The organism is Robertmurraya sp. FSL W8-0741 (genome assembly GCF_038004005.1).
GTDB classification, from domain to species: Bacteria; Bacillota; Bacilli; order Bacillales; family Cytobacillaceae; genus Robertmurraya; species Robertmurraya siralis.
Genome location: NZ_JBBOQG010000001.1, coordinates 2137687 through 2163958, shown reverse-complemented (window position 1 = coordinate 2163958; position 26272 = coordinate 2137687). Strand labels below are relative to the sequence as shown.

The 26272-nt window shown below is 38.0% G+C and carries 30 protein-coding genes; 6 read left to right on the top strand and 24 right to left on the bottom strand.

From position 1 onward, the window contains the following. Nucleotides 1-60: 60 nt before the first annotated feature. Nucleotides 61-648, bottom strand: coding sequence for an SMC-Scp complex subunit ScpB (gene scpB, locus NST02_RS10445; protein WP_095306616.1), 588 nt, complete (start codon nucleotides 646-648; stop codon nucleotides 61-63). Between the two features lie 5 nt (nucleotides 649-653). Next, on the bottom strand, nucleotides 654-1397 hold the full coding sequence (locus tag NST02_RS10440; RefSeq protein ID WP_095306617.1) for a segregation/condensation protein A: 744 nt from the start codon (nucleotides 1395-1397) through the stop codon (nucleotides 654-656). 346 nt (nucleotides 1398-1743) lie between these two features. On the opposite strand from NST02_RS10440, the gene NST02_RS10435 reads away from it, so the two are divergent. After that, the gene (locus NST02_RS10435) at nucleotides 1744-1833 is read left to right on the top strand and encodes a YjcZ family sporulation protein (RefSeq protein WP_095306618.1); all 90 of its coding nucleotides are present in this window, start codon (nucleotides 1744-1746) and stop codon (nucleotides 1831-1833) included. Between the two features lie 131 nt (nucleotides 1834-1964). Further along, on the top strand, nucleotides 1965-2486 hold the full coding sequence (locus NST02_RS10430; RefSeq protein ID WP_095306619.1) for a DUF309 domain-containing protein: 522 nt from the start codon (nucleotides 1965-1967) through the stop codon (nucleotides 2484-2486). Here the strand turns inward: NST02_RS10430 and NST02_RS10425 are convergent, their stop codons facing one another. Continuing rightward, the gene (locus NST02_RS10425; protein ID WP_095306620.1) at nucleotides 2487-2858 is read right to left on the bottom strand and encodes a GNAT family N-acetyltransferase; all 372 of its coding nucleotides are present in this window, start codon (nucleotides 2856-2858) and stop codon (nucleotides 2487-2489) included. A 505-nt stretch (nucleotides 2859-3363) separates the two neighbouring features. Between NST02_RS10425 and NST02_RS10420 the strand changes: the two genes are divergently transcribed. Both NST02_RS10420 and NST02_RS10415 read left to right on the top strand, forming a co-directional pair. Next, nucleotides 3364-4242: a DUF1002 domain-containing protein gene (locus tag NST02_RS10420; protein WP_095306621.1), complete on the top strand. Its 879-nt coding sequence runs from the start codon at nucleotides 3364-3366 to the stop codon at nucleotides 4240-4242. A gap of 495 nt (nucleotides 4243-4737) precedes the next feature. Beyond that, nucleotides 4738-5955, top strand: a complete 1218-nt coding sequence (locus NST02_RS10415; RefSeq protein WP_340949982.1) for an ISL3 family transposase — start codon at nucleotides 4738-4740, stop codon at nucleotides 5953-5955. A gap of 48 nt (nucleotides 5956-6003) precedes the next feature. Here the strand turns inward: NST02_RS10415 and lysA are convergent, their stop codons facing one another. From lysA to NST02_RS10320, 19 genes are all read right to left on the bottom strand, one after another. Continuing rightward, on the bottom strand, nucleotides 6004-7317 hold the full coding sequence (gene lysA / locus NST02_RS10410; RefSeq protein WP_340948935.1) for a diaminopimelate decarboxylase: 1314 nt from the start codon (nucleotides 7315-7317) through the stop codon (nucleotides 6004-6006). 143 nt (nucleotides 7318-7460) lie between these two features. After that, nucleotides 7461-8945 carry a spore germination protein gene (locus tag NST02_RS10405; protein ID WP_095306623.1) on the bottom strand — a complete coding sequence of 495 codons (1485 nt, stop codon included), beginning with the start codon at nucleotides 8943-8945 and terminating at the stop codon, nucleotides 7461-7463. Further along, nucleotides 8935-9507, bottom strand: coding sequence for a stage V sporulation protein AE (locus NST02_RS10400; protein ID WP_095306624.1), 573 nt, complete (start codon nucleotides 9505-9507; stop codon nucleotides 8935-8937). The genes NST02_RS10405 and NST02_RS10400 overlap by 11 nt, the downstream gene beginning before the upstream one ends. 57 nt (nucleotides 9508-9564) lie before the next feature. Then, entirely contained in the window at nucleotides 9565-9987 is a 423-nt protein-coding gene (locus tag NST02_RS10395) for a stage V sporulation protein AB (protein ID WP_095306625.1), read from the bottom strand. After that, the gene (locus NST02_RS10390) at nucleotides 9977-10597 is read right to left on the bottom strand and encodes a stage V sporulation protein AA (RefSeq protein ID WP_095306626.1); all 621 of its coding nucleotides are present in this window, start codon (nucleotides 10595-10597) and stop codon (nucleotides 9977-9979) included. Before NST02_RS10390 ends, NST02_RS10395 begins: the two co-directional genes overlap by 11 nt. A gap of 114 nt (nucleotides 10598-10711) precedes the next feature. Further along, nucleotides 10712-11470 (bottom strand): RNA polymerase sporulation sigma factor SigF, encoded by a 759-nt coding sequence (gene sigF / locus NST02_RS10385; protein ID WP_095306627.1) that lies wholly within the window; start codon nucleotides 11468-11470, stop codon nucleotides 10712-10714. 13 nt (nucleotides 11471-11483) lie between these two features. Then, nucleotides 11484-11924: an anti-sigma F factor gene (gene spoIIAB / locus NST02_RS10380; RefSeq protein WP_095306628.1), complete on the bottom strand. Its 441-nt coding sequence runs from the start codon at nucleotides 11922-11924 to the stop codon at nucleotides 11484-11486. 3 nt (nucleotides 11925-11927) lie between these two features. Beyond that, complete coding sequence (spoIIAA, locus tag NST02_RS10375) at nucleotides 11928-12278, bottom strand: anti-sigma F factor antagonist (protein ID WP_095306629.1); 351 nt, start codon at nucleotides 12276-12278, stop codon at nucleotides 11928-11930. A 169-nt stretch (nucleotides 12279-12447) separates the two neighbouring features. Continuing rightward, nucleotides 12448-13617 (bottom strand): D-alanyl-D-alanine carboxypeptidase family protein, encoded by a 1170-nt coding sequence (locus NST02_RS10370; protein ID WP_170943515.1) that lies wholly within the window; start codon nucleotides 13615-13617, stop codon nucleotides 12448-12450. 308 nt (nucleotides 13618-13925) lie between these two features. Further along, entirely contained in the window at nucleotides 13926-14765 is an 840-nt protein-coding gene (locus tag NST02_RS10365; RefSeq protein ID WP_170211228.1) for an ankyrin repeat domain-containing protein, read from the bottom strand. A gap of 277 nt (nucleotides 14766-15042) precedes the next feature. Next, nucleotides 15043-16347, bottom strand: coding sequence for a pyrimidine-nucleoside phosphorylase (locus tag NST02_RS10360; RefSeq protein WP_095306633.1), 1305 nt, complete (start codon nucleotides 16345-16347; stop codon nucleotides 15043-15045). Between the two features lie 40 nt (nucleotides 16348-16387). Next, nucleotides 16388-17206 (bottom strand): purine-nucleoside phosphorylase, encoded by an 819-nt coding sequence (locus NST02_RS10355; RefSeq protein WP_095306634.1) that lies wholly within the window; start codon nucleotides 17204-17206, stop codon nucleotides 16388-16390. Nucleotides 17207-17220: 14 nt separating this feature from the next. After that, nucleotides 17221-18399, bottom strand: a complete 1179-nt coding sequence (deoB, locus tag NST02_RS10350; protein ID WP_340948924.1) for a phosphopentomutase — start codon at nucleotides 18397-18399, stop codon at nucleotides 17221-17223. Between the two features lie 199 nt (nucleotides 18400-18598). Next, nucleotides 18599-19492 (bottom strand): site-specific tyrosine recombinase XerD, encoded by an 894-nt coding sequence (gene xerD, locus NST02_RS10345; protein WP_095306636.1) that lies wholly within the window; start codon nucleotides 19490-19492, stop codon nucleotides 18599-18601. Nucleotides 19493-19497: 5 nt separating this feature from the next. Further along, a complete protein-coding gene (locus NST02_RS10340; protein ID WP_095306637.1) occupies nucleotides 19498-19725 on the bottom strand; it encodes a YqzK family protein in 228 nt (75 codons plus the stop codon). Nucleotides 19726-20113: 388 nt separating this feature from the next. Further along, nucleotides 20114-20563: a ferric iron uptake transcriptional regulator gene (gene fur, locus NST02_RS10335; RefSeq protein WP_095306638.1), complete on the bottom strand. Its 450-nt coding sequence runs from the start codon at nucleotides 20561-20563 to the stop codon at nucleotides 20114-20116. Between the two features lie 143 nt (nucleotides 20564-20706). Beyond that, on the bottom strand, nucleotides 20707-21348 hold the full coding sequence (gene spoIIM, locus NST02_RS10330; RefSeq protein WP_095306639.1) for a stage II sporulation protein M: 642 nt from the start codon (nucleotides 21346-21348) through the stop codon (nucleotides 20707-20709). A 164-nt stretch (nucleotides 21349-21512) separates the two neighbouring features. Beyond that, nucleotides 21513-22685 (bottom strand): endonuclease Q family protein, encoded by a 1173-nt coding sequence (locus tag NST02_RS10325; RefSeq protein ID WP_095306640.1) that lies wholly within the window; start codon nucleotides 22683-22685, stop codon nucleotides 21513-21515. After that, nucleotides 22682-23233, bottom strand: a complete 552-nt coding sequence (locus tag NST02_RS10320) for an NUDIX domain-containing protein (protein ID WP_095306641.1) — start codon at nucleotides 23231-23233, stop codon at nucleotides 22682-22684. Before NST02_RS10320 ends, NST02_RS10325 begins: the two co-directional genes overlap by 4 nt. A 72-nt stretch (nucleotides 23234-23305) precedes the next feature. Between NST02_RS10320 and mciZ the strand changes: the two genes are divergently transcribed. Both mciZ and NST02_RS10310 read left to right on the top strand, forming a co-directional pair. After that, a complete protein-coding gene (gene mciZ, locus NST02_RS10315; RefSeq protein WP_095306642.1) occupies nucleotides 23306-23443 on the top strand; it encodes a Z-ring formation inhibitor MciZ in 138 nt (45 codons plus the stop codon). Nucleotides 23444-23505: 62 nt separating this feature from the next. Continuing rightward, nucleotides 23506-24417 (top strand): aldo/keto reductase, encoded by a 912-nt coding sequence (locus NST02_RS10310; RefSeq protein ID WP_095306643.1) that lies wholly within the window; start codon nucleotides 23506-23508, stop codon nucleotides 24415-24417. 93 nt (nucleotides 24418-24510) lie between these two features. Here NST02_RS10310 and NST02_RS10305 read toward each other — a convergent pair whose 3' ends face one another. Together NST02_RS10305 and NST02_RS10300 are read right to left on the bottom strand one after the other, a co-directional pair. Then, complete coding sequence (locus NST02_RS10305; protein ID WP_340948921.1) at nucleotides 24511-25122, bottom strand: YpmS family protein; 612 nt, start codon at nucleotides 25120-25122, stop codon at nucleotides 24511-24513. Between the two features lie 13 nt (nucleotides 25123-25135). Further along, a complete protein-coding gene (locus tag NST02_RS10300; protein WP_095306645.1) occupies nucleotides 25136-26074 on the bottom strand; it encodes an SGNH/GDSL hydrolase family protein in 939 nt (312 codons plus the stop codon). Between the last annotated feature and the right edge of the window lie 198 nt (nucleotides 26075-26272).

Genomic DNA, 26272 nt, shown 5'->3' with positions numbered 1-26272 from the left:
TTTTAAATAAAGCAAATTCTCCTTTTATTCTACCATATTCTCTTTAGTCTGTGTCAGAAATCAAGTATCCAGTGTCTCCTGAAATTTTTCAAAAAACAAATCTGCTTCCTCTTGAATATATTCTTCATCTACTTTCTCTGGGAGTGGCGGTAGCTCCTCAATGCTTCTCAATCCAAAATAATCAAGGAATTCTTTCGTCGTCCCATAAAGAATAGCCCGGCCAGTTCCTTCAGCTCGGCCCACTTCCTTAATTAAAGCTTTTCCCGCCAATGTATGAATCGGTCTCTCCGTCTTCACTCCTCTTATATCCTCAATCTCCGCCCTTGTAATCGGCTGCTTGTAGGCTATAATTGCCAATGTTTCCAGAGCCGCTTGAGACAAAGTACTCGTTGTTGGCGACTCGACAAGCTTCTTTAAATAGGAAGAATTCTCTTTTTTTGTCGCCAACTGATAATGACCTGCAAATTGTACTACTGTTATACCTCGGTTTTGATCAGCTTCATAATCCTCTGTGAGCTGCAGAAGAATCTCCCCTGCATAAGCTTCTTCTATTTCTAATACTTGTGAAATCTGTTTAATCGACAAGCCTTCATCTCCAGCTGCGAAAAGAAGGCTTTCAACGATTCCTTTCCAATTTACAACTTCCAAAAACGTTACTCCTTCCCCATCACAAAAATTTCTGAGAAATTACCTTCTTGTTCAACAATGATTTCGCTTCGCTTCATTAATTCTAATATCGCCAGAAAGGTTATGACGATATGATCTTTCTCACGTCTAGGAAACAGGTCAAAAAAACTCCTTCTTCCTTTATTAATCTGCAAATCTTTCAAAATTTCATCCATTCTTTGCTCAATTGGAATTTCTTGTCGTGAAATTTTCGTTGGCAGCGGCCTTTGCAGTTTTTTTCTTCTCAAAAGCTTTTGAAGTGCTCCGAGCATATCATAAAGAGAGACATCCAAGTCTCTTCTATCTGGACTTACTTCAGTAGAAAAATCAGCTAAATCACTTGGAGGCTTTGTGAACATTAAACCTCTTTCTAATTCAAGACTCTTTAAATCTGAGGCAGCTTCTTTATATTTGCGATATTCAATCAAGCGTTCAACTAATTCATCCCGCGGATCTTCTTCATATTCAAATTCAAACTCATCCTCTAAAGATTCTTCATGTTTTGGGAGCAGCATTTTACTTTTAATCGCCAAAAGAGTTGCCGCCATCACTAAATATTCACTCGCCACATCAAGCTGAAGTTCTTTCATCGTATGTATATAAAATAGGTACTGCTCTGTAATTTCAGAAACAGGTATATCATAAATATCAATTTCAAGTCGATTGATTAAATGAAGGAGTAAATCAAGTGGACCTTCAAACGCATCAATCTTCACATTATAGTGCTCCATATTTTTCCACCAAAGCTTTTTTTTATTAGTTTTTATATTATGACAGCATTGTATACTCAAGTTAAAAAATGGTAAAAGACCGACTAAAAAGTAACAGAAGCTTTTCTCTATAGCCTCACTGCCTATCCCTTAAATACATCATATGATTTACTCGAATGTATAAACACTATTATTAGTATAGAGGATTCACGAAGGATATCCAATAAAATTTTAGTAACAGCATGGGGTTTCCACTAACTTCCATCCTTTAAAACCATTCCATTAGGAAGATCGCCCAAACAGATCAATACACACTAACATACGCTATTACTGTATTAAAAAGATAAACAAGTAGGAGGGGATTCATATGTCTGCAGGACATGGTTTTGGTTCAGGCTTTGCCTTAATTGTGGTGTTGTTCATTCTGCTCATCATTGTTGGTGCCGCTTGGTTCTAATTAACTATACACTTAACAGGTTATTTTGCAATATACCCAGAGGCATTCTGGGTATATTTATTACATAGTTTTTGGTCGACCAAGATTTCAATCTGCGGTAAACTTATGGAAAACAGATTAGGAGGAAACGGATGTATCCGCAAGAGTATATCGAATTCTTAGTTCATTTTCACGGTGATCGTGATTATTTTGAATGTCATGAAATATTAGAAGAATATTGGAAAAAGGTTGATAAAAACAATAAAAACTCTGTTTTAGTTGGGTTGATTCTTCTTGCCGTTTCGAATTATCACCATCGCAGAGGAAATTTTAGCGGTGCAGCCCGGACCCTGAAAAAGTCGCTCATGATTATCGAACAGCATAATCTTGATGCACTTGGATTGTCCAAAGAAGAATTATTAATATTGTTAAAAGCACGACTTACGCATATTCAGGAACGGAAAGAATACTTAAGTATGAGATTACCTATAAAAGATTCTTCACTTATTGAAGCATGTAAAAAGTCTTGTCAGCAAAAAGGGGTTAACTGGTGTGAAAAAAGCGATCTTTCAAACGATGAAATTGTTCATCGCCATTTACTTAGGGATCGAAGCGAAGTCATGATTGAAAGGGCACAAGCAATTAAATTAAGACAAAAAAAAGGCAGCGAATAATTATTCGCTGTCTTCTTTCATTTCCTCGTCTACATCACATTTATCAATAAATTTAGCCGTTTCCTCATTCGCTGTTAATTCCTTGTCAGGAAAAAGATTCCTTAACGCTCTAACCATGCTTTTTCCGATTCCTTGGTGGCGATGGGAAGGATTTACAGATATATGTTGTATTTCAACGTGCGTATCATCAGGAATTGAAACTCCAATCAGGCCAATGACATCCTCATCTTTCCAGAGAAAAAGCTGCCACCTATCTGAAGCTTCATATTGCTTCATGGTGTTTTGTAATTTCTTTAAATCTTTTTCACTTGGCATGAATGACAACAAACCCATGGCAATTTTTTCAAAACCTTTTTTATAACGAATTAACATTTAGATCCCTCATTAATGGAATAAACATCTACACCTATTTTTTCCATTTTCCCCTCATTTTAAACGGTCTGCTCACTAAACTCCCTTTTCATTTTTCATCTACATTCAGTTCTTTTCCTTATGTAGTGTATGATGTTTTAGAGATTTTGGTTCTTATGGGAAAAGACAACAGAAACATCGCGAAGCATTACATTAATCGTTACTATCATACAAGATTTATAGAATTTCTTCAATCCTTCAATTATCATGAAAGAAAAGTTTGCATCTATTTATAGGTAGTCTATAATAGATTTATTCCATATAGAACCATTTTTTTGTTACATCAAGTAAATCTAATCTTTACCTTACAACATCTTATCAAACAGCTTATATTTGCACATATTGATAGTAGTAGAAGCTTCTTCGTTTACCGATGAAATTGAAACTTTCTTGAACTTTCATTCGTCTATCAGTTCGAAGAAGATCTGTGAAAAATAAAAGGATTTTTTAAATAGGAGGAAACTTCATGTTAAAGAAACTAAAAATTACGATAGCCCTTCTCTGCGCTTTCTTGCTTCTACCAATCCAGGGCTTTGCCGATATGGTGGAAGGAGATATGATTGTTACGCTCGGAGAAAACCTTACCGAGCAACAGAAAAATCTTTTACTGGCCGAGATGGAAGCCCCTGATGATGTACAAATTATTTATGTGTCCAACGCTGAAGAACATCAATACCTTGGAAATTACATTGCTAAATCGTTAATTGGTACAAAAGCAATCTCTTCATCGGCAATAACAGTTGGAAAAGAAGGCTCTGGCCTTGAAGTAAAAACCAAAAATATTAACTGGGTTACAGATGAAATGTATATTAACGCACTTATTACTGCTGGGGTAAAAGATGCCAACATTTACATTACGGCACCTACATCTGTTTCCGGAACTGCTGCTTTAACGGGAATTATAAAAGCTTATGAAATTTCAGCGGATACGACAATCCCCGAAGAAGTAAAGCAAGCTGCCAATGAAGAAATGGTGGAAACTGCTGAGCTTGGCGAGTCTGTTGGTCAAGAGAACGCTGCTGCGCTAATCGCGAAAATAAAAGAAGAAATTGCCAAAAACGCACCCGAAACAGATGCAGATTTACGCGCCATCATTGAACAAGCTGCCAATGAGCTTGGGATTACATTAACAGAAGAGGAAATTTCCAGCTTAATGGCGCTTTTTAATAAACTCAAAAACTTAGACATTGACTGGAATCAAGTTGGAGAGCAGCTTAATCAAGCAAAGGACAAAATCTCAAAGTTTCTGGAAAGTGAGGAAGGTCAAGGCTTTCTTGACAGTTTAAAGCGCTTTTTTGTAGGCATTATTGATGCCATTAAAAGCTTATTTGGCGGTGGAAATTAAAATGATCTGCCTCCCAGTCAAGTAGAAATCATCCAAAAACTTTAAACGGCCTTTGCTCTAAGCTCCATAGGGCTCTAGGCCGTTTACTCTCTACGTCAATTTACTCATTTATTGCCCTGCATCGTTCTTCGTATGCTTCACCATTAAGCCTCGTCCGTTATTATATCCCTATGTCATCTCTTCTTTAGCCCATCCACATTTAAATTTATTGAAGACCACGGTCGCGATAAAATTTTATTGCTTGCTCAAACGAAGCTGCATTATGAATAGCTGATCATATTTTTCAAATCGGATTTAAGTTAAAAGGGAAAAGACTGTAAGCAAACTCGATAAAATCAAGTTTGCTTACAGCCTTTTCAAGAGTTTATTTTTATGGTTCTATAATATTTGTTGGGGTTAATACACCATTAATTGTGCAAAAAAAGAGCACGATATCCCCCATTCTTTTATACTTGAATTGACGAGAAACAAGTATAGAGTGGGGATACGTGCATGATGAATTCTAACATATTTTTACCTGGATTTGAAGAAGTGATCATTAAGAAGACAGAAATAGTAGAGGGTAAGTATTGTTTCTATGTGGAGATGCCTGTAAAAGAACATTCCTGCGTGAATTGTGGGGCATTAACGTCTAAGGTACATGACTATCGAATTCAAAAAATCAAGCATTTAAAGCTTTTTGACCGTCACACATGGATATTTTACAGAAAACGTCGTTTTGCCTGTAAATGTGGGAAAAGATTTGCGGAAGAGAATCCTTTTATTGAGCGGTATCAACGACTATCCATTGAGTTTAACCAAGCGATAAAGATTCGCAGTATCAAGGGGAAAACATTCAAGGAAACAGCCGAAGTTTATGGAACTTCGCCCACGACTGTTGTTCGTCGCTTTGATGCATTAGCGGAACGTTCTATTCAAGAAGAACCGCATGAGTTACCAAAGGCGATCGCCATTGATGAGTATAAAGGGGATACAAAGGAAGGCAAATACCAACTCATTATTGCTGACGCCATCACAAGAGAACCGATTGATGTCTTACCCAATCGATATAAGAAAACGATAAAGCGATATTTAAGTACGTACGGAGGGAATGTGGAATATGTCGTAATGGACATGAGCCCCTCTTTTAAAGCAGCTGTCCAACAGGCACTTGGAAAGCCCATTATTATCGCAGATCGGTTCCATTTTGTTCGCTATATTTATTGGGCACTAGATGGAGTGAGAAGAAGAGTACAGCAGAGTTGGCATGATTACGATCGGAAAAAGTGTAAAAGAATGCGTTACGTCTTTCATAGGAACTCAGAGAAGTTAACGGAAGACGATCGATGGTACTTAGAGCGTTACTTAGGTTTTTCGAATGAATTACGGAAGGCTTATCATCTTAAGGAATGGTTTTCTCAATGGTTTAAAAAGGCGAAAGAAAATGGAGTAAGTCATATCTCTGAGACAAAGGAATCCCTAAAGGAGTTTTATCGGAGTGTAGAAAAGGCGAATATTCCAGAGTTTAAAAAGGCGATTCGAACCCTCCAAAATTGGCAAATAGAAATCCTAAATAGCTTTGCTTATGATTATTCGAATGGGTTTTTAGAAGGGATCAATAATCTAACAAAAGTACTGAAAAGGAATGCGTTTGGCTTCCGAAGCTTTAAGCGTTTTAGAGCTAAAATCTTATTAACACATAAGTATAAAAAAGTGGGTGTTCATATTGGGTAAGGGCGAAGTAAGAGTTACTTCACCCCAACAATTGACGTTGAACCATTTTTATATTTGTTCCATTAACGGTACATCTAAATGGACAATATCATCAAAAGTCTCTCTTCTCACAACTAACTGGGCTTGACCATCTTCGACAAATACAACTGGCGGTCTTGGAATTCGATTATAATTATTCGCCATCGAATAACCATAAGCTCCTGTACAAAATACAGCTAAAATATCATTTTGCCCAGCCTTTGGCAAAGGTAAATCCCAAATTAACATATCTCCTGATTCACAGCATTTTCCAGCAATTGACACTGTTTCTTCTACTTGATCTAGCGGACGATTCGCTAAAATCGCCTCGTACTTTGCTTCATATAATGCTGGGCGAATATTATCACTCATGCCCCCGTCTACGGCCAAATAATTACGGACATTAGGTACTTCTTTTCGTGAACCAATTTGATAAAGGGTTGTCCCTGCATCCCCAACTAATGAACGACCCGGTTCTATCCAAATTTCAGGGACTTTCATATTAAAAGCCTGAGCTTGCTCCTTCACTTCTAAAATGATTTCTTCCACATACTGTGCTGCCGGAATGGGAGCATCTTCCTCCGTATAACGAATGCCAAAACCTCCGCCCAAATTTAATACTTCAGATGCAAAACGATAGGTGTTGGACCATTCATGCAATTTTGCAAAGATTTTTCGTGCTGCTAAAATAAAACCAGTTGTTTCGAAAATTTGCGACCCAATGTGACAGTGTATTCCCAATAAATTGAGATTTTCTGAATCAAGTGCTTTTTTAACAGCGGTGTCTGCTTGCCCATTTTGTAAATCAAAACCAAACTTTGAGTCTTCTTGACCTGTTAAAATATAGTCATGTGTATGAGCCTCAATGCCCGGAGTAACACGAAGAAGTATATCCATCTTTGCCTGTTTCTCCTTGCACAGCTCGTCCAACAAATTCAATTCATAAAAATTGTCAACGACAATACATCCAATTTCGTACTCGAGTGCCATTAATAATTCTTCACGGCTCTTATTATTTCCATGAAAGTGAATTCTCTTAACCGGAAATTTTGCACATAGAGCTGTATAGAGTTCCCCACCGGAAACAACATCAAGAGAGAGTCCCTCTTGCTCAGCTAATTGAATCATGGCAATCGTAGAAAAAGCTTTACTTGCATAAGCGACCTGTGAATTAACGCCTAATTTTTCAAAGGTTTTTCTGAATCCACGAGCTCTTTCTCTTATAAGAGCTACATCATATACATAAACAGGGGTACCAAACTCACTGATCATTTCAACTGTATCAACCCCGCCTATTTCTAAATGACCTTTATCGTTTACTTTAGAAGTTCCATGTAAAAACATTTGTATCCCCTCATTCTAGAGCTAGAAATTTTGTCTTTTTTTAATATTGTGAACTCGATTCAATATGAATAAAAATTACTTTACCATATAAAAGAAGAAACATCAATTTCAATCTCTATACTAGGGATTATCCCATACTGTTTTTACTGGTTTGATGCCTGTTTCTGGCGATTCCGAGGCTGAACAATGCTCGGCCTAATTTTCGATCCCGGAGTCGAACTCCGGATAAGGATTTGCAGGAAAGCTTTCGGACTAAATGGAATAAACGGCCACAAATATGGACTTCTTAAAGAGCGAATGCTAGCCAAGACGACGATGAAAGCTGTCATCCCAATCACAAATCCTGGAATTTTAAATGCTGAAACCAATATTAATAAAATTAGTTTTACGATATTATTTGCCATACTCAATTCATAACTTGGAGTAGAAAAGGTACCCATCGCTGATACTGCCACATATAAAATTACTTCGGGCACAAACATGCCGACATCGATTGCAATTTGCCCGATCAATACTGCCGCAATTAATCCCATGGCTGTTGCCAAGGGAGTTGGTGTATGAATAGCTGCTAGGCGCAAAAACATCAACCCTAGCTCCGAAAAGAAAATTTGCAGAATAATGGGGATATTCGATTCTTCATTGGGACCAATAAATTCCAGCCGCTTCGGTAATAAGGATGGCTCCAAAACAAAGATTAACCAAAGAGGTACTAAGAATAATGAAGCAAATACCCCAAGAAAACGACACCATCTAATAAAGGTTCCAACTGTTGGAGACTGCCTATATTCCTCAGCATGATGTAAGTGCTGGAAAAACGTTGTTGGTGTAATAATCACACTTGGTGATGTATCAACGTAAATTAGCACATGACCTTCTAACAGATGTGTTGCAGCAATGTCTGCTCTTTCCGTATATCGTACAACAGGATACGGATTATACCCTTGTTTCACCACATATTCTTCAATCGCTTTATCCGCCATGGTTAATCCATCGACATCAATGGCGTTCAATTCTTTTCTGATGATGTCAATTAGATCTTTATTTGCGACATCCTTTACATAGGCAATCGCGATATCTGTTTTTGAACGCTCTCCCACTTTAAAAATTTCAAATCTTAATCGCTCATCCCTTATTCTTAAGCGAGTAAGTCCTGTATTCATAATAATATTCTCCACAAATCCGTCCCTCGAACCTCTGACAACTTTCTCTGTTGCAGGTTCTTCCGGTTGTCTTCCCGGGTAGCTTCGAACATCCACCACAAAAGCTTCCTGTTCCTCTTCTACTACTATTACAATTAAACCGGAAAGCACCTGATCAACTAATTCATCCATTGATTTCACAAGAGCTACCGACTGATGAAGAAGACGGTTTTCAATAATGTTAAAAACATCTCCCGTTTTCCTTTCTCTGTCGTTTAAATCGACAAGCTCTTTTAAAATATAAATGATAAATTCTGTATCGCATAAACCATTTACATAATAAAACTGAACCTCTTTCCCGAGAACCTTCACTTTTCTAAGGCCTAAGTCAAAGCTCTCACCTAGACCAATCCGCTCTTTCATATAGTTTTCTACATCTTCAGGACTAGTAGGGATCGGTTTCACATCTTCAGGACCTTTACTTTTCATGAAATCCGCTCCTTTCTAAGATTATTTCAATCGCTTTCTTCGTAATCGGTGCACCGATTTCATATGAATCTTTTCCTGCCATTTTCCCTATATCGCCTATCCCCACAACAACGGGCAAATCGAGCGCGTCTAGGCTATAAACCGTATCACCATTTAATCTTCCTATTTCCAATTCTGCTTCTCCATACTTATCGACTCCATATGGGGTCAACTCTCCATAACGATCGACACTAACATCAATCTTGGTCCACTCAGCTTGCCGTGTTTTTGCTGCTACTGCCAACACACCCAGTACTTCAATATCTGGATGCTTTGCCACAAACTTCAGGGCACTTTCTCCATAGCCTTCACCAACTAAGCCGCTATCATCAAACATCACAAGAACTGGTTCATAAGGGGCTTTCTTAATCAAAGCAACCATTTCAGAACCGGTTAAAGCTGTTGGATTCCCATGTGACATTGAAATACAGCGGCCCCCTATTTCTGTTGCCACATGTTCAACTGCTTTTCTGGCATATTCATCCCCGTCTGTAATGATTATGATGCGCTTTCGTTCACCCATAAACCCTATCCTTTCATGTGAAGATAAATAATGACACTTGTTAATGGCCTCGCAAAATCAATCTCCAACAAAGTAAAGCCATTGATACAATGAGCCAAATATTTTACCAAATACAAAGGCCATCATTAAAAGAACGATCTTTTCCTCTAACCCAATTCGTTTTGCCAAAATGGGAAAGACATTTAAAACTTCTGTAAGCGCTGCAGCCATCATGCCGACAAAAATGCCTCCTGCTGCACCTAAGGGAATTAAGGTGTAAGGAGAAAAATGAAACGACCAATCCCTTAAACTAACAAAGCCTCCTACTACTGCACCAAAAACAACGGCCCATTGGTAGCCGATGATCATCTTCATTGTTTTTGATAATTGCGTAAGTCTCGGGATAATCCCAAGCACTGTTAAAAAGGCAACAAAACCAGAGCCAACAGCGAGTCCCCCTGCAAGTCCGATGAAGATTATAAACGCAAGTTTAATCGTCATCAATTCTCTTCATACTTTCTTTATTTTCGGTTAAGCTTACATAGCGATCTAAATCTTGTTGATAATTAAACATTTCTACTTCAAGGGGACTAGGCTCTTCATTCAAACGCTTGCGGAATACATGATTAAAAAAAAGAACCATTCCAAGACCAAGACCGAACGAATATGGAATTTGAAACAATAACGGTTTATCGACTATTTTTCCTGTAATAATCGTATAAATTCGCTGCTGTGTTGCCTGCATCGCCACATCTTCATGAAAATACATAATGGCAAGAGCGGACCCAAAAAAAAGCAAGCACCATATTAAAATAAAAAAAGGGAGCGAGACACCTTTTTTCTTCCGAATGACTTCCACTATCGCTTGGGAAGGACCAACTGTCTGAACTTGACATTTGTCAACAACCGCTGTAATTTTTTCGATCACCTTGATCACATCAATTATAATAATGTTGTAATCTTGTTCATTTACACGATAAATCGCAAGATCCTGCAGCTTTTTCATCAATTTTTCCTCGGCAATAATCTGCGCCACATCTCTTAAGTAAACCGTATCGTGCGGTCGAATTTGAACCCGATGTCGCATTCGAATATAAATGGTTTCTTCCATTACAATCACATCCCACACATTGATTTCCTTGTATAAATAGTATGAGTAACAGCTATTTCCTTCATGAACACCAAAAAGTGGGAACTCGGGCAAACGTAAAAAAGACCACACGGACTACACGTCCATATGGTCTTTCATTTGCTGCAGTATTTTCTTTTCTAAGCGCGAAACTTGCACTTGAGAGATTCCCAATCGCTCTGCTACTTCAGATTGGGTTTGATCTTTATAGTATCTTAAATAGACAATTAATCTTTCCCGTTCATCAAGCTCACGAATCGCTTCCTTTAGAGCAATTTTGTCAAACCATTTGCCTTCATTTCCATCATCGATCTGATCAAGTAAAGTGATCGGATCACCATCATTTTCATAGACGGTCTCATGAATCGAAGAAGGGGAACGGTTCGCATCTTGAGCGAGAATAATATCCTCAGAAGGAATATTTAAAAACTCAGACAGCTCATTAATCGTCGGAATTCTCCCGAGGTTTTTCGAAAGTTCATCCTTTGCTTTACGAATTTTATTACTCAATTCTTTTAGGGAGCGACTGACTTTGACCGTCCCATCATCGCGAATAAATCGCTGAATTTCACCAATGATCATCGGAACCGCATAGGTGGAAAACTTCACATCATAGGAGAGGTCAAATTTGTCCACTGATTTTAATAAACCAATGCAGCCAATTTGAAAGAGATCATCCGGTTCATACCCTCGATTAAGAAATCGTTGAACGACCGACCACACAAGGCGCATATTCTTCTGCACAATCATATCCCTTGCGTCGCCATCACCATCTTGGCTCTTTTTGATCAATTCCTTGACTTCATGGTCCTTTAAATATGTTTGATTTTTGTCTGATTTTACCTCCACATCCATAGGCAAGACTCCCTTAATTGCATAACATTTTACTCTTTGTTAAATGCTTTCTTAATCGAACCTCTGTACCTTCTCCTAAACTGGAGTGAATCTCGATTTCATCCATGAAGTTTTCCATAATGGTAAAGCCCATACCGGATCTTTCTAATTCAGGCTTTGTAGTAAATAGCGGTTGGCGGGCTTCATCAATATTGTTAATACCCAAACCATGATCTTTGATCGTTATCTCGACAAAATCATCTTCTAATTTGACGGAAATGTAGACGATTCCCTCAGAATTATGTTCATATCCATGAATAATCGCGTTCGTCACCGCTTCAGAAACAACGGTTTTAATTTCTGTTAATTCGTCCATCGTCGGATCTAATTGTGCAATGAACGCAGCAACTGTAACCCGGGCAAACGATTCGTTTTGACTCAGCGCATTAAATTGCAAATGCATCTCATTTTTCATTGACTATGCTACCCCCAATCTTTCCAAAGCAAATTGTTCTGTCGGCTCTAGACGTATTATTTTAAATAAGCCTGACATATCAAATAATCTTTGGACACTTGGGGAAATTGCGCAGACGACCATTTCACCATGTTTTTGCTTAATTTGCTTATATCGACCAAGAATCACACCTAAGCCTGAGCTATCCATAAAGGTTAAAGATTCTAAATTCAAGACAATATGACGAATTTGATGTTCTTCAATTGCCTTTGTTGCCCGTTCACGCAATTCATCTGCAAAATGATGATCCAACTCACCACTAAGACGAATGCATAAAACATCTTGCTTGACTTCCAATTCAATGTCTAGACTCACTACTCCAACCTCCTTAGTCTTTCATAGTGAGTCAATTCGTTACTTAGCGCTCAATTTCCTTCTTACAGACAAAACTAGTAACAATTCGCTAAAAAAAGTTGGAATAAAAGACATTTCGACAAAGGCTTTGATCATGCGTTTTCATGAAAGGAAACTGCACAACTGTGTTTTAATCTCCAGCCTTCGTAAACATGCCAAAGGAGCGTTTATATAAAATCCACCAGCTCGCTTTTTTGACATCTTTACTTGCAACTAATGGACTCTGAACAAGCGTTTTTCCATCCTTCATAAGCTTTAATTGTCCAACTTCGTCACCTTTTTTAAGAGGAGCTTTAATATTCTCCTTAATCATGATTTCCTGTTGAACATCTTTAACATTTTCTCCCTTTTTCGTTAAGATAGAAATTGGCTCACTTGTTACAGCATCCACTTTTTTCAAATCTCCTTTACTCACTTTCGCTTTCTCAATGGAGACATTGCGTTCATATAATGGATGTGTTTCATATTGACTGAAGGCATAGTCGAGCATTTTCGTCACTTGGGCATTTCGCGCTTTTGATGTCGGAGCCCCAAATACAACGGCAATAACACGCATGTCATTTTTTTCAGCGGTTGCGGTTAAACAATATTGCGCTTCACTCGTATATCCTGTCTTCAGTCCATCAACTCCTGGATAGAATTTAACAAGCCGATTTGTGTTCACTAACCAAAATTTTTTATCCGATTTTTCTCGCAAATAGGATTCATATGTCCCAGTAAATTTGGTAATATCCTCATACTTCAATAATTCCTTCGCAATAATGGCCATATCATGTGCAGTACTATAATGGTTATCTGCAGGCAAGCCAGTTGTATTTTGGAACTGGGTATTTTTAAGCCCCAGCTCTTTTACTTTTTTATTCATCGCTTCTACAAATGCTTCCTCCGAGCCAGCTATCCTTTCTGCCACTGCCACAGATGCATCGTTAGCTGAACCGATGGCAATTGCTCTTAGCATTTCCTCTGTTGTCATTTCTTCACCTGGTTCAAGAAAAACCTGTGATCCTCCCATTGAGGCTGCATACTCACTTGTGCGAACTTTTTCTTCCATTTTTAATTTTCCACTTTCAATTGCCTCCATAATTAAAAGCATCGTCATAATTTTCGTCATGCTTGCAGGAGGTAATTTTTCATTGCTATTTTTATCATAAAGTACTGTGCCAGTATCTCTTTCAATAAGGATGGCGGATTTTGCATTATCCGCTAATTCTACACTTGTTTTTTCTTCTGCAAACACAGCAGGGGTAATGAATGATGTAACCAATAACGATATTAGAAACATAGATACAAACCTTCTCATGACATAACCCTCCATTCTTTATAGATCCATTTTTCACCAATAAATCTAAAATTATACAAGGAAAATCATGCACAGAGTAAAAATTGGGTTTTAAGGAAAAAAATAGAGTTGAAAAAGTTATGGCACAGCAAGTTGCTAATGCCGAATCTCAGTTGTTTTCGGGGATTTTTTTATTTAATTGCGGATCTTCTCTTAAAAACTGTGGTTTAAAACAAGTGAAGACAGTCGAATTCAGTACGCTCCACTTGCTTTTCCTGATTATAAAAGGAAAGGGATTCCTTCCGTTTCTTTATTATTGAACAAATCTCTTAATCTTCATTTAAAATATCAACTAGACGCTTACCATGTATATCGGTGATATTTTTATTAGCTCCTTTTTTTAATAAAATACTTATCATTTCTTTATTTTTATTTAAAGCAGCTTGAAAAAGTGCTGTTCTGCCTTCATTATCTTTCGCTTCAATGTCGGCATTATGATTAATCAATAGTGTTACTACATCAGGATGATCGTATATACTGGCGATCATTAAAGGCGTTGAATTTCCAGATTCCTCACAAATAATATCTACTTTTGCATTGTTACGTAATAAAAGACGAACTATTTCCGTATATCCTTCACTCGCTGCTATATACAACGGGGAAAAACCATATTGGTCTTTCAAATTAATATTTGCACCAGAGTGAACCAATAACTTTACACACTCTGTAGAGCCTTCTTGCGTAGCCCAGTGTAATGGGGAATACCCTGTTCCGTTTTGGTCTTGTTCATTTACATTCAACCCTTTTTTGAGCAATCGCTTTATAATTTCAACTCTGCCTCTTGCTGCAGCAGCATGCAGAGGGGTAAAACCATTGCGGTTTAATTCTAAATTACAGTTGTAAGCTATTAATAAATCGACCATTTCTTTATGCCCTTTTAGGCAAGCAATTTCAATAGGTGTGTAATTTTCATGATCCAAACTGTCAATGTTTGCTCCATGCTCTAACAAATATTTTACGATTTCTAAATTCCCCTCTTGTACGGCCCAATGAAGTGCTGTATATCCATCTTCATCTCCTCTATTAATGCTCCAACCTGCATTAAGTATATTTTTCACTTTTACTAAATCATTATGAGCAGCGGCTTGAAAAATATCCATATATTTCATAATACCTCCTAAAAAATTACTAATTAGAGACATACTTGATTCGTTCGGTTTCTCAACAATAACTTTTTGATGCAGCGGGCAACTAAATAATAGCAAAATGTCTCTTGAATGGCAGCAAAAATCTTTTTAAGCGTGACTTTGTTATATAACGATGTTGATTTTTTGGCTCATTTTCTCTCCAGCCTTTCAGTTTGCTCTGTGACTGAGATTTCGCAACAAAAAGAAAGACCATCAACATATTATTTGTTGATGGTCCAGTTTGAAGTTCACTGCTGTTTTATTCCGTAATTATTTCATATATAAGGGTTGGTGCATCCACTTTTGATGGTGAGACTTTAATATTTCGATAGAGTTTTTCTTTCACTTCGCTGACGTCTTCAAAATTGCTGTAAATCGTCACAAGTGATTGACCTTTTGTCACTTTATCACCAATTTTTTTATTGAGGATAAAGCCGACTGCTAAATCGATGTTTGACTCTTTTGTCGCTCTACCTGCTCCAAGAAGCATCGCTGCCGTTCCTATTTCATCAGCGACCATTTCTGTTACATAGCCATCTTCTTTTGCTTCTAATTCAAAAATGTATTTTGCTTGTGGAAGCTTGGACGGGTCATCCACAACTGAACTGTCTCCACCTTGTGACTGTAAAAAGGTTTTAAATACTTCCAAAGCAGTTCCATTTTCAATGACAACTTGTAGCTTCTCTCGTGCTTCTTGGAGATTACTCGCCTTATTGGCCAAAAGCACCATCTGACTTCCAAGGGCAAGGCACAGCTCTGTTAAATCTTCCGGTCCCTCCCCTTTTAATGTATCAATTGCTTCTTTGACCTCTAAAGCATTGCCAATCGCAAAGCCAAGTGGCTGATTCATATCAGATATAACCGCCATTGTCTTTCTGCCCACATTATTACCGATTCGAACCATTGCTTTCGCAAGCGCCCGGGAATCTTCAATCGTTTTCATAAAGGCTCCGGCACCGGTTTTTACATCCAAAACGATGGCATCGGCGCCAGCAGCAATTTTTTTACTCATAATCGAGCTAGCAATGAGCGGAATGCTGTCCACTGTCGCCGTCACATCTCGCAGGGCATAAAGCTTCTTATCTGCTGGCGTTAAATTTCCACTTTGGCCGATGACAGCTAGCTTATTCTTATTTACTAAACGAATAAATTCTTCCTTTGTTATTTCAACATGAAATCCAGAAATCGATTCCAATTTATCAATGGTTCCACCAGTATGGCCAAGACCGCGTCCTGACATTTTTGCAACTGGCACTCCAACCGAAGCGACCAAGGGACCTAGTACAAGGGTCGTGGTGTCTCCCACTCCCCCAGTTGAATGCTTATCAACCTTAATCCCTTCTATCGCTGAAAGATCTATCTGCTCCCCTGAGCGAACCATCGCCAACGTAAGATCTGCCCGTTCTTTTTCAGTCATCCCTTGAAAATAAATCGCCATTGTCAGTGCACTTACTTGATAATCTGGGATTTCACCTTTAGTGTATCCTTCAATAATGAACTGAATCTCTTCTGTGGTTAGTTCTTTTCCGTCTCGCTTCTTTTCAATTAAATCGACCATTCTCACGTGTATTCACCACTTTTTCAGAAATAGATGATTATCGGTTTTACTTTAATTCCTTGATCATTGCTTTGACAAAACGAAGAAAATTTTCTTTCACTTTTTCTGTTGTTTCAATTACTTCTTCATGGTTTAACGGTTGATCAAGAATGCCGGAAGCCATGTTCGAAATACAAGATATTCCTAACACTTCAAGACCGCTATGGCGAGCTACGATTACCTCTGGAACTGTCGACATTCCCACTGCATCGCCACCCATTACCCGTAGCATCCTTACTTCAGCAGGCGTTTCATATGTAGGACCCGTATTGCCAACGTATACACCTTCTTGAAGCTTAATGTTTAACTGTGAAGCAATCGCTTTGGCTTTATGAATAAGTTCTTTTGAATACGCCTCTGACATATCCGGAAATCTTGCACCTAATCGCGAATCATTCTTTCCAATTAAAGGATTAGAGCCCATATTATTAATATGATCAGTAATTAGCATAAGGTCACCAGCTGAAAAAGACTCGTTGATGCCTCCAGCAGCATTTGTCACAATAAGCGACTTCACCCCGAGTTCTTTCATTACTCGAACCGGGAAAGTCACTTGCTCAAAGCTGTAGCCCTCATAATAATGAAATCTTCCTTGCATGGCTACAACAGGTGCTCCGTTTAATTGGCCGAAAACTAACTGACCGGCATGGCCTTCCACAGTCGATACTGGAAAATCAGGAATTTCCTGATAAGGAATGCTTACTGCATTTTCAATTTCATCAGCCAGTACTCCTAGCCCAGAACCGAGGATGAGGCCAATTTCAGGTTTCAAATCGAGCTTTTTTTGTAAATACTCAGTTGCTGCTACAATGTTTTCATAATTCATTCATGATCCCTCCACTACTTTAAATCACCAAGAAAGCTTTGTCCGTAATTAGGGAGCTTTACTTTAAAGTTTTCAGCTACTGTTGCCCCAATATCAGCAAACGTCTCCCGTATTGGCAATGACTTCCCTTCTATATTTTTTGCATAAACAAGCAACGGAACATATTCACGGGTATGGTCTGTTCCATGATGTACAGGGTCGTTTCCATGGTCTGCTGTTATAATAAGCAAATCATCTTCCTGTAATTTTGCCAATACCTCTGGCAATCTTGCATCATATTCTTCAAGAGCCTTTCCATATCCTTCCGGATCTCTTCTATGTCCGAATAAAGCATCAAAATCGACTAAGTTTAAAAAGCTTAATCCAGTAAAATCCATATCCAATGTTTGCACAAGCTTATCCATGCCATCCATATTAGAAACCGTTCGCAACGATTCCGTTACCCCTTCTCCATCAAAAATATCAGAGATTTTTCCAATCGCAATAACATCGAGGCCTGCATCTTTTAATTCATTCATGACCGTTCGAGCAAATGGTTTTAATGCATAATCATGTCTGTTAGCGGTTCTTTTAAAAGCACCGGGCTCTCCGACAAATGGTCGAGCAATCACGCGTCCGACCATATACTTCTCATCAAGTGTCAGTTCGCGAGCTATTTTGCAAATTTTATATTGTTCTTCAATAGGGATAATGTCTTCGTGAGCAGCAATTTGCAGAACAGAATCAGCCGACGTATAAACGATTAAATCACCGGTTTTCATATGCTCCTCACCAAGCTCCACGAGAATCTCGGTTCCACTTGCAGGCTTATTACCGATAATCTTTCTTCCTGTTCTTGCTTCAAGCTCGGAAATTAATTCTTCAGGAAATCCATTCGGAAATACGCGGAAGGGAGTATCAATATTCAACCCCATAATTTCCCAGTGCCCTGTCATCGTATCCTTTCCGCTCGAAGCCTCCTGCATTTTTGTATGAACAGCTAACGGTTTCTCTGCTTTTTCGATTCCTTTAATTTCACGGATATTGCTGAGACCCAGTTTTCCCATATTCGGCATATGAAGACCATTCATCCTTTCGGCAATATGCCCTAATGTATCTGCTCCCTTATCGCCAAACTGTTCTGCATCTGGTGCTTCACCGATTCCTACAGAATCCATGACAATTAAAAAGATTCGTTTATATTGAAATGTCATTCAATCTCCTCCTTGGCAACATCATTGATTATTGACTATTAATCACCGTTGATCATTTATATTGCTTACTTTTCCCTGCTTTAAACATAGAATACAATTGACTTTAATTCGTCGGAAGTCTGACATCTATATTTTACTAAAAAGTGGCAAGAAAAAGCTACCTATAAATCCTAAGTAGCCGAAAAAATCTATTACTCTATTAGGCACGCGGGTGAAACTTACTATATACATCCTTCAAGCGTGTCTTCGTTACATGGGTATAAATTTGTGTTGTTGAAATATCAGCATGTCCAAGCATTTCTTGAACTGCTCTTAAGTCTGCACCATTTTCCAATAAATGAGTGGCAAAGGAATGGCGTAACGTATGAGGAGTAAGATCTTTTTGAATACCAGCTTCACTCGTAAGCCGTTTTAAAATCTTCCAAAAACCTTGCCTTGTTAATCTTTTTCCGTGATGATTTAAAAATAAGGCATCATCCCTATGTTTTTTCGAGACAAAATTCGGTCGCCCGTTATCTAAATATTCCTGAATGGCGTTTGTTGCAGACTTTCCTAATGGGATAATTCTTTCTTTATTCCCTTTTCCAATACAACGGACAAATCCCATCGTTAAATGGGCATCATCTATATTCAAACTAATAAGTTCACTAACTCGAATCCCAGTCGCATAAAGAAGCTCAAGCATCGCTTTATCTCTTTTTCCATAATGGTTCTCAGCCTTTGGCGAATCTAGCAACCGCTCTACTTCATTCATGCTTAAAACTTTAGGAAGACTTCTCTCAAGCCTTGGTGTATCGATGTGAACGGAAGGATCTTGTTCAACAATTCGCTCCCTTAACATAAATTGATGAAAAGCACGTATAGAAGCAGTATGACGAGCCATTGTTTTTGCTGATTTACCCTGTTCTTTTAAGAACCCTAGAAAATGAACAATTTGCGCTCGTTGAACATTCTGAAAATGCGAGATTCCTTCGTTTTCTTGCAAAAATTTAATATAGCTTTTCAAATCTCGTTCATATGAAATAAGCGTATTTTCTGCTAGTCCTTTTTCGACTAGTAAGAAATGGATAAAATCTTTCAGTTGAAGCTCCATGAACATTACTCCCCGTTTAAGTAAAACAAAATTAACCGATTGAACCATGATGGCGTTTCCTCATTGACATTTGCCGATACTTTAATCGCTGATCCACTTGGCTCATCATAGCGGTGATAATCCTGATACTCTTCATTTACCCATATAATACCATAGTAAAAAAGAATTGTGCATGCTGTGAATAGCAAAAATACTTTAAATGTATTTAATACAAGCTTAAGCCATGATTTCATTTTATTCGTTCCTCCAAAACAGCTCATATAGTTGTTCAATTTAAAAAAATGCCTAGCCACTTACATAACAACTAAAAGAACATCCCTATAGTAAAAGATATGCCAAGTAGGACAAGAAATATACCTCCCATACATATCTCTTTAAGCTCTTATCGGTATAATATCGGAAAAACGAGAATAAAAACAATATATCGAGTTGTTCCTGCAAAGATGAACTTAAGAACCTTCCTTCGCGCTCATGACTATACAAACTGTAAAAGTCCAGATCTTGTGCCAGAGGCTGACTTAGCGAAAACGGATTAACATTAAACGCTTGTGCTAGACGTAAACGTATGCCTTTTCCCAAACAACAAAAAAGCCTTTTTCCAGGTAGAAAAAGGCTTTTATCTTATTCTTCATCTTTATCTTGACAACGATAGCAAATTCCATGAAAGGTTAGGCGATGATCTTTAATTTTAAAGTTCCATCTTTGTTCCACAACAGCTTCTACGTCCTCTAATAGATCCTCTTGGATTTCATCAACAGCGCCACATTCAATACAAACTAAATGATGATGGAAATGCGCAGCCCCCTCTTGTCTTAAATCATAGCGGGAAACGCCATCTCCAAAATTTATTTTGTCTACTATTTTTAACTCCGTTAATAACTCTAGTGTTCTATAAACAGTTGCTAAACCAATTTCAGGTGACTTCTCTTTAACAAGGAGGTAGACATCTTCAGCGCTTAAATGATCCTCTTCGTGCTCTAACAAAACTCTCACGGTCGCCTCACGCTGAGGTGTTAACTTATAGCTAGATGAATGTAAATGCTTCTTAATTCTTTCAATTCTTGTTTCCATTATGATTTGTCCTCCTCGCCACTGTCACGCTTTTATTATAACAGAGAGCTGAGCAATTTCAAAATAAAATCATTACAATCAAGGAAAGAAAATGATTTTTAAATAACAATCATTTTAATTTATTAACTATTCAAGGCTTCTGTTTACTGTACTGCACTTACTACCAGCTTCATTAAAGTCGGTGATACGTAAGCTTCAATGCCTGCCGCAGCCATTAATATGGCGAGTACAGCGATATAAGCCAGTACATATCTACCAAGCAACGGAAAAATAGGCTGACCTAACTTCTTCATAAATTGTCTTCTAATCATTTTAATAGAAAACGCCACTGATAGAGTTGCGCCAAAAATAAAGATAGGAATGATGATTAAATTTTGTGGCAAGATCGACACAAAGGAAAGTAAAAATCCATTCCATCCCATTTGATTAACTAAAAAGCCGACTGTAAAACCAACAACCATGCCTTTAATAAATAATAGCACAAGTATAACAGGAAGTCCGATAATTGAAATCCCTAATATCCACATTAAACCAACAAATTTACTATTGTGGAAAAAGCTCTGCATGAATAAATCATTAGAAGCGGCGACTTTTCCATCTGATACTTGTCCAAAAAACTGAGATAAATAATAAAATAAATCTTCTTTTTGCGTTAAGCTCAAGCTATTTACTACGACCGCTCCAAAAATCACTCCCATAAGAAAGAGGACGACCACAAACAAATATATGGACGAATGTTCGCGAAAATGATTAATGACAATATCCTGGTACTTCTTTTTCTTCATGCCATGGCCTCCTAAAGTTCTAAATAGACTTACAATAAAATGTATGCCTTATTGAACTCTTATATGACATGAGAATCTATTAAAAAAGAAGAATCTATTAATCGTCCATTTTTTAACAAATGTACTTTACCAGCAACGAGAATGAATCTTGTCTTATCTAACAACTAATCCAATTTAGCAGAAATTTTTCCATATTTACCGCCGCCACCAGCAGCTAAAGACAAGGTTCCCCTTCTCGCTTGAACAATATATTGTGCGATTTTTTCTGGTACAACCTCATATAAAGCAGACTCCGGCACTGTATGCAAAATTGCCATTTCGGTCCCAAAGTGATTCAACAGCTTATCAAACCATTTCGGACCAAGGCCAGGAATAAATTGCAGCGGAACTTGAGCAATATATGGAGGTCGCTGCAACCGTCCATGATCAGACGTTTTTAACTCACTTATACGCTCCGCAACCCCTTTTATCACTTTTCCATGACCGCACTGTTGACATATTTTTTGATACTGATCTGCTCTCGCGAAACATTTTGCACAAACTGTTTGATGGTATTTTCCTAAAAGTGGATCAAGTCCATAGTTTTCGACAATTTGCTGGCCGTTTGTCTCTCTTAGCGCTTCTTCTAAATGGATAAAGGTCGCTTTTTCCATACGGATTTTTTGATATTCCCTTGCAATTTTTGCAAGCGAATGGGCATCAGAATTAGTTAAAAAAGGATAAGAATGAAGCTCTATTATTTGATCCGCCATTTGTGTATCCGCGCTTAACCCAAGTTCAATGCCAGCGATTAGTGAAGGATCAAAAACTTCTGTTAATGATTTCTTTACCCCTTTTCCATAAAGGCTTTTAAATGGCGTAAATACATGGGCTGGCATAAATAAACCAGCAAGCTCCTTTACTTTTTCTTGCAGTTCCCTTCCAGTTACATAAACACGCTGTGAGCTTAAATGAATATTTTTCAGATGATTTGTTAGCCAGTCGGAAAAACTTTTCATTGCCTTAAGATTTGCAAAGTAACAGAGGACATGAATTGGACCATTCGTTCCCTCATCATAGATTTCAAGTTCCGAGCCCGGAATGACTGTCAACCCTTCATAATAAAGACCACCTTCCTCAAGCTCAAGCAATTTTCCTTCCTCTAGAAGCCGCTCCATTTCCATGATCACTTCAGGTGAATGACAATCTATAATCCCAACCATATGTAGCCCTTTCAAATCCCTTGCATGGGCAATGATATTTGAAAAAGTCAATGTTTTTGCTCCTGTAATTTTAACCGCTCGACCTGTTTCCGTTCTGCCAATATGGATATGTAAATCTACAAAATAATCGTTCACTTTTTCAACGCCTCTTGAAGTTGTAAATATTGAATCGCATAAGCTGTTTTTGCATCATAAACCCGTTGTTCCCTCACGAACTCAATCGCCTCTTCCAATGTAACCTCCAGCACGTTCACAAACTCATCCTCATCAAGGCTTGCTGCATTTTCTTTCTTTACTAACCCCTTTGCCACATATAAATGGACAATTTCATCTGCAAATCCTGGTGATGTGTAAAAAGAAATAAGCCATTCTAACGATTGACTCTCATAGCCCGTTTCCTCTTCGAGTTCTCTTACCGCTGTATATGCAGGCTCCTCCCCTTTTTCTAGCTTGCCCGCTGGTATTTCGACCAATACCTTCTCCATCGGTTTACGATACTGCTCAACCATAACGATTTTATTGTCGCTTGTAATGGGGATGACCGCAACCGCTCCAGGGTGCTTTACAATTTCCCGTGTTGATGTATTTCCATTCGGTAATTCTACCTCATCCACTTGAAGGCGAATTATTCTCCCTGAAAAAATTGGTTCTGTCTTAATGGTCTTTTCCTCAAGACTTTTCATCATAAGTCCTCCAGTTCTATTCCTAAATGATCTGTACATATAGTGTAGCATACTTAATTTGGAGGAGTATGAATGAAGGTATATGTGCATAAAAGAAAGATAATTCTGATTGGCAAAGCTCAAGAAGTACAAAAGAAACTAACACAATATAATCAATATCATCATTATGTCAATGATTGGATTCAACATATAAAAAACAATAAAGTCTAGCAATTAGTTTGTTCTTTGTTCTTCATTTTTTATACAATAAAATAAAAGAAGAGGTGAAGAAAATGAAAAAAAACAGGCTAGGAAAATCTGATTTGCAAGTGACAGAATTAGGTCTGGGTTGCATGTCCCTAGGAACAGACAAAGCTCATGCCCAAAAAATCATTGAAGCTGCCTTAGATGAAGGAATTAACTATTTTGATACTGCTGATTTATACGACTTCGGCGTGAACGAAGAAATCGTTGGTAAATCATTAAAGCAGGTTCGCGACCAAGTCATTATTGCCACTAAAGTGGGCAATCGCTGGAATGAACAGAAAGACGGATGGCGCTGGGATCCTTCAAAACATTATATTAAAGAAGCGGTCAAACAAAATTTAAAGCGCCTCGAAACAGATTATATCGATCTCTATCAACTTCACGGAGGAACGATTGAAGACAATATTGATGAAACAATTGAAGCTTTCGAAGAATTACAAGCAGAAGGGTTTATTCGTTATTACGGCATTTCCTCGATCCGTCCAAATGTGATTCGTGAATATGCGAAAAAATCGAACATTGTTTCCGTCATGATGCAATATAGTATTCTTGACCGAAAGCCTGAAGAGAAAGTACTTCCCTTCCTTCATGAACAGCAGATCAGTGTCGTAACACGTGGCTCTGTCGCCAAGGGACTCTTAAGTGAAAAAGCTCTGGAAAAGGCTTCTCCGTCCGGATACTTGGAGCATAGCTATGATGAGCTTCAACAAATCATCACAGAACTACAGGAAAAGGTCGCCGATTCTCGCCCGTTAACGGAAGTTGCTTTACGCTACAATCTAGCAAATCCTGCCGTTGCATCTGTCATTGTTGGAGCAAGCTCCATTGGGCAACTGCAAGAAAACGTAAAAGCCGTAAACTCTGCTCCACTGACGAAAGAAGAGGTAGCATTGATTCAGAAGATTGCGCGTGCACATACATATCCAGCTCATCGGTAATCGGAAACCATTCCGTATGTAATTATCCAAGGTAAATAAAGTACGGTTCTCTCACCACCAATTCCCAATTGGTAGCACAAGAACCGTACCCCGCTATAGACCTAAGGTTTTATTTGGCACTTTTATTCTGAAGGTGATCTGATCATTCTTCAAATCAAAGCTCTGAACCTTTACCTTAAAGTTACTTTTGATTTCCATTTGGGTAATACCAATATAAATGGATTGACTACTCGGGTCAATATTGACCCAATTAGGTGTTTCTAATTCTTTTTTCACGTATTCAAGAATCTTCTTTTCTGGTAATTGCAGTAAGCCTAACGACATGTCTGAAGCATATAAAACAAGGTCGCCATTCTCTTGTACCGAGGGCTCCAACGTAATGGAGAGGGGAATTTCAGTTTGAAAGGCTTCAATTGACCCTCGTAATCTAACATTTTCACCAAAATCAACGGTGTATTTATCGCTTTGATCCTTCATAAATTTATCGACATATTCATTGACTAACTCACTTAAATTTTGCTTGCTTGAGTTGACCGTAAATTCAGCGCCCGGCTCCTCCTCAATATAAGTTTTCTCGGGCATTTCTGCTCCAGATACTGGCCATAGCAATAGCGTGAAAAAAAGAATGAATAGAATAGCATTTACTCCAGCCAATCCTATAAATAATTGCTTCCATGACGGTTTTCTTTTTATCTGTATTCTCATTTTTCCCCACCTTCTATTCGGTCTCATCACTTGGCAATCCCGACTGTTCATTAAAATCATCCAAATACTCGAGCACACGCTCAGCCATCAATTTATACCCGCTTGTATTAGGGTGAAAATGATCATCAGATAAGAGGTTGATCGTTGAGTTAGAAAACAAATCTTTAGTCGGAATGTAGATTACATTTTCAAATTCCTCTGTCACCAATTCGCTTGCATGATTCCAATTATCAAGAATGATATCTAATTGTTCAATATCTCCGAAGACACGCTCAAATGGATTGTAAAAGCCAACCAAATAGATTTCCAACTCTGGATTTAGTTCATTCATTTTCGTAAAAATAGCTCTTAATCTCTCAACATAGTTTACTCTTTCTTTTTCAAAAGGCTCCATGTTAAGATTCGTGTAATTACTTCGAACCACTTTCATAATATCATTTGCACCAATTGTGACGAGTACAATGTCTGCCTTCTTAATTGTTGATGCAATCTCGTCATTTTCCAGCCTAAGTAATAATTGATCCGTTCGATTGCCCCTTTTTCCCAAGTTCTCAATCGAAATATGAATATTCTGCTCTTCAAACGTATGATTGAGAATTCCGACATAACCGCCATTATCCGTTTCATCTCCTACACCTTCTGTGAGAGAATCACCGATTGCAACGATTTTTTTATCATCATTAAAGAAACGAATTGCTCCTTCGATTATTTCCTTAACTTTCTCTTTAATCACCACTGTCACTGATTGTTCCTGCCCAGTATCCTCTTCTTGTTCTTCTTCACCATCAATATCATCAGAATGATTCTCTACATCCTCATCATTCATACTTGATACAACACTCACATTTTTTCCCTCAGGTGCAGTTTGAGCTGTTCCTGAAATAAATATATACAGAAGGAAACAGGCGATGATAAGAACAGCTGCTATAACCCACACTTTAATTCCCTTCAATTCTCCACACCACCAATATCAAAATCTATGCATTGTAAAGTCAACAAATCATTTTATCATTCATTATATGTTAAAGTAAGTGGATTTTAAAACCAGCTGCCTCAAGGCTGGCCATAGTCTCCAAAAGAGGCTGAAACATTACAGCTGTCTATCGTTTTTATGTGAAAAGCTTTAATCTTCATCATAGCGCTAATTCTG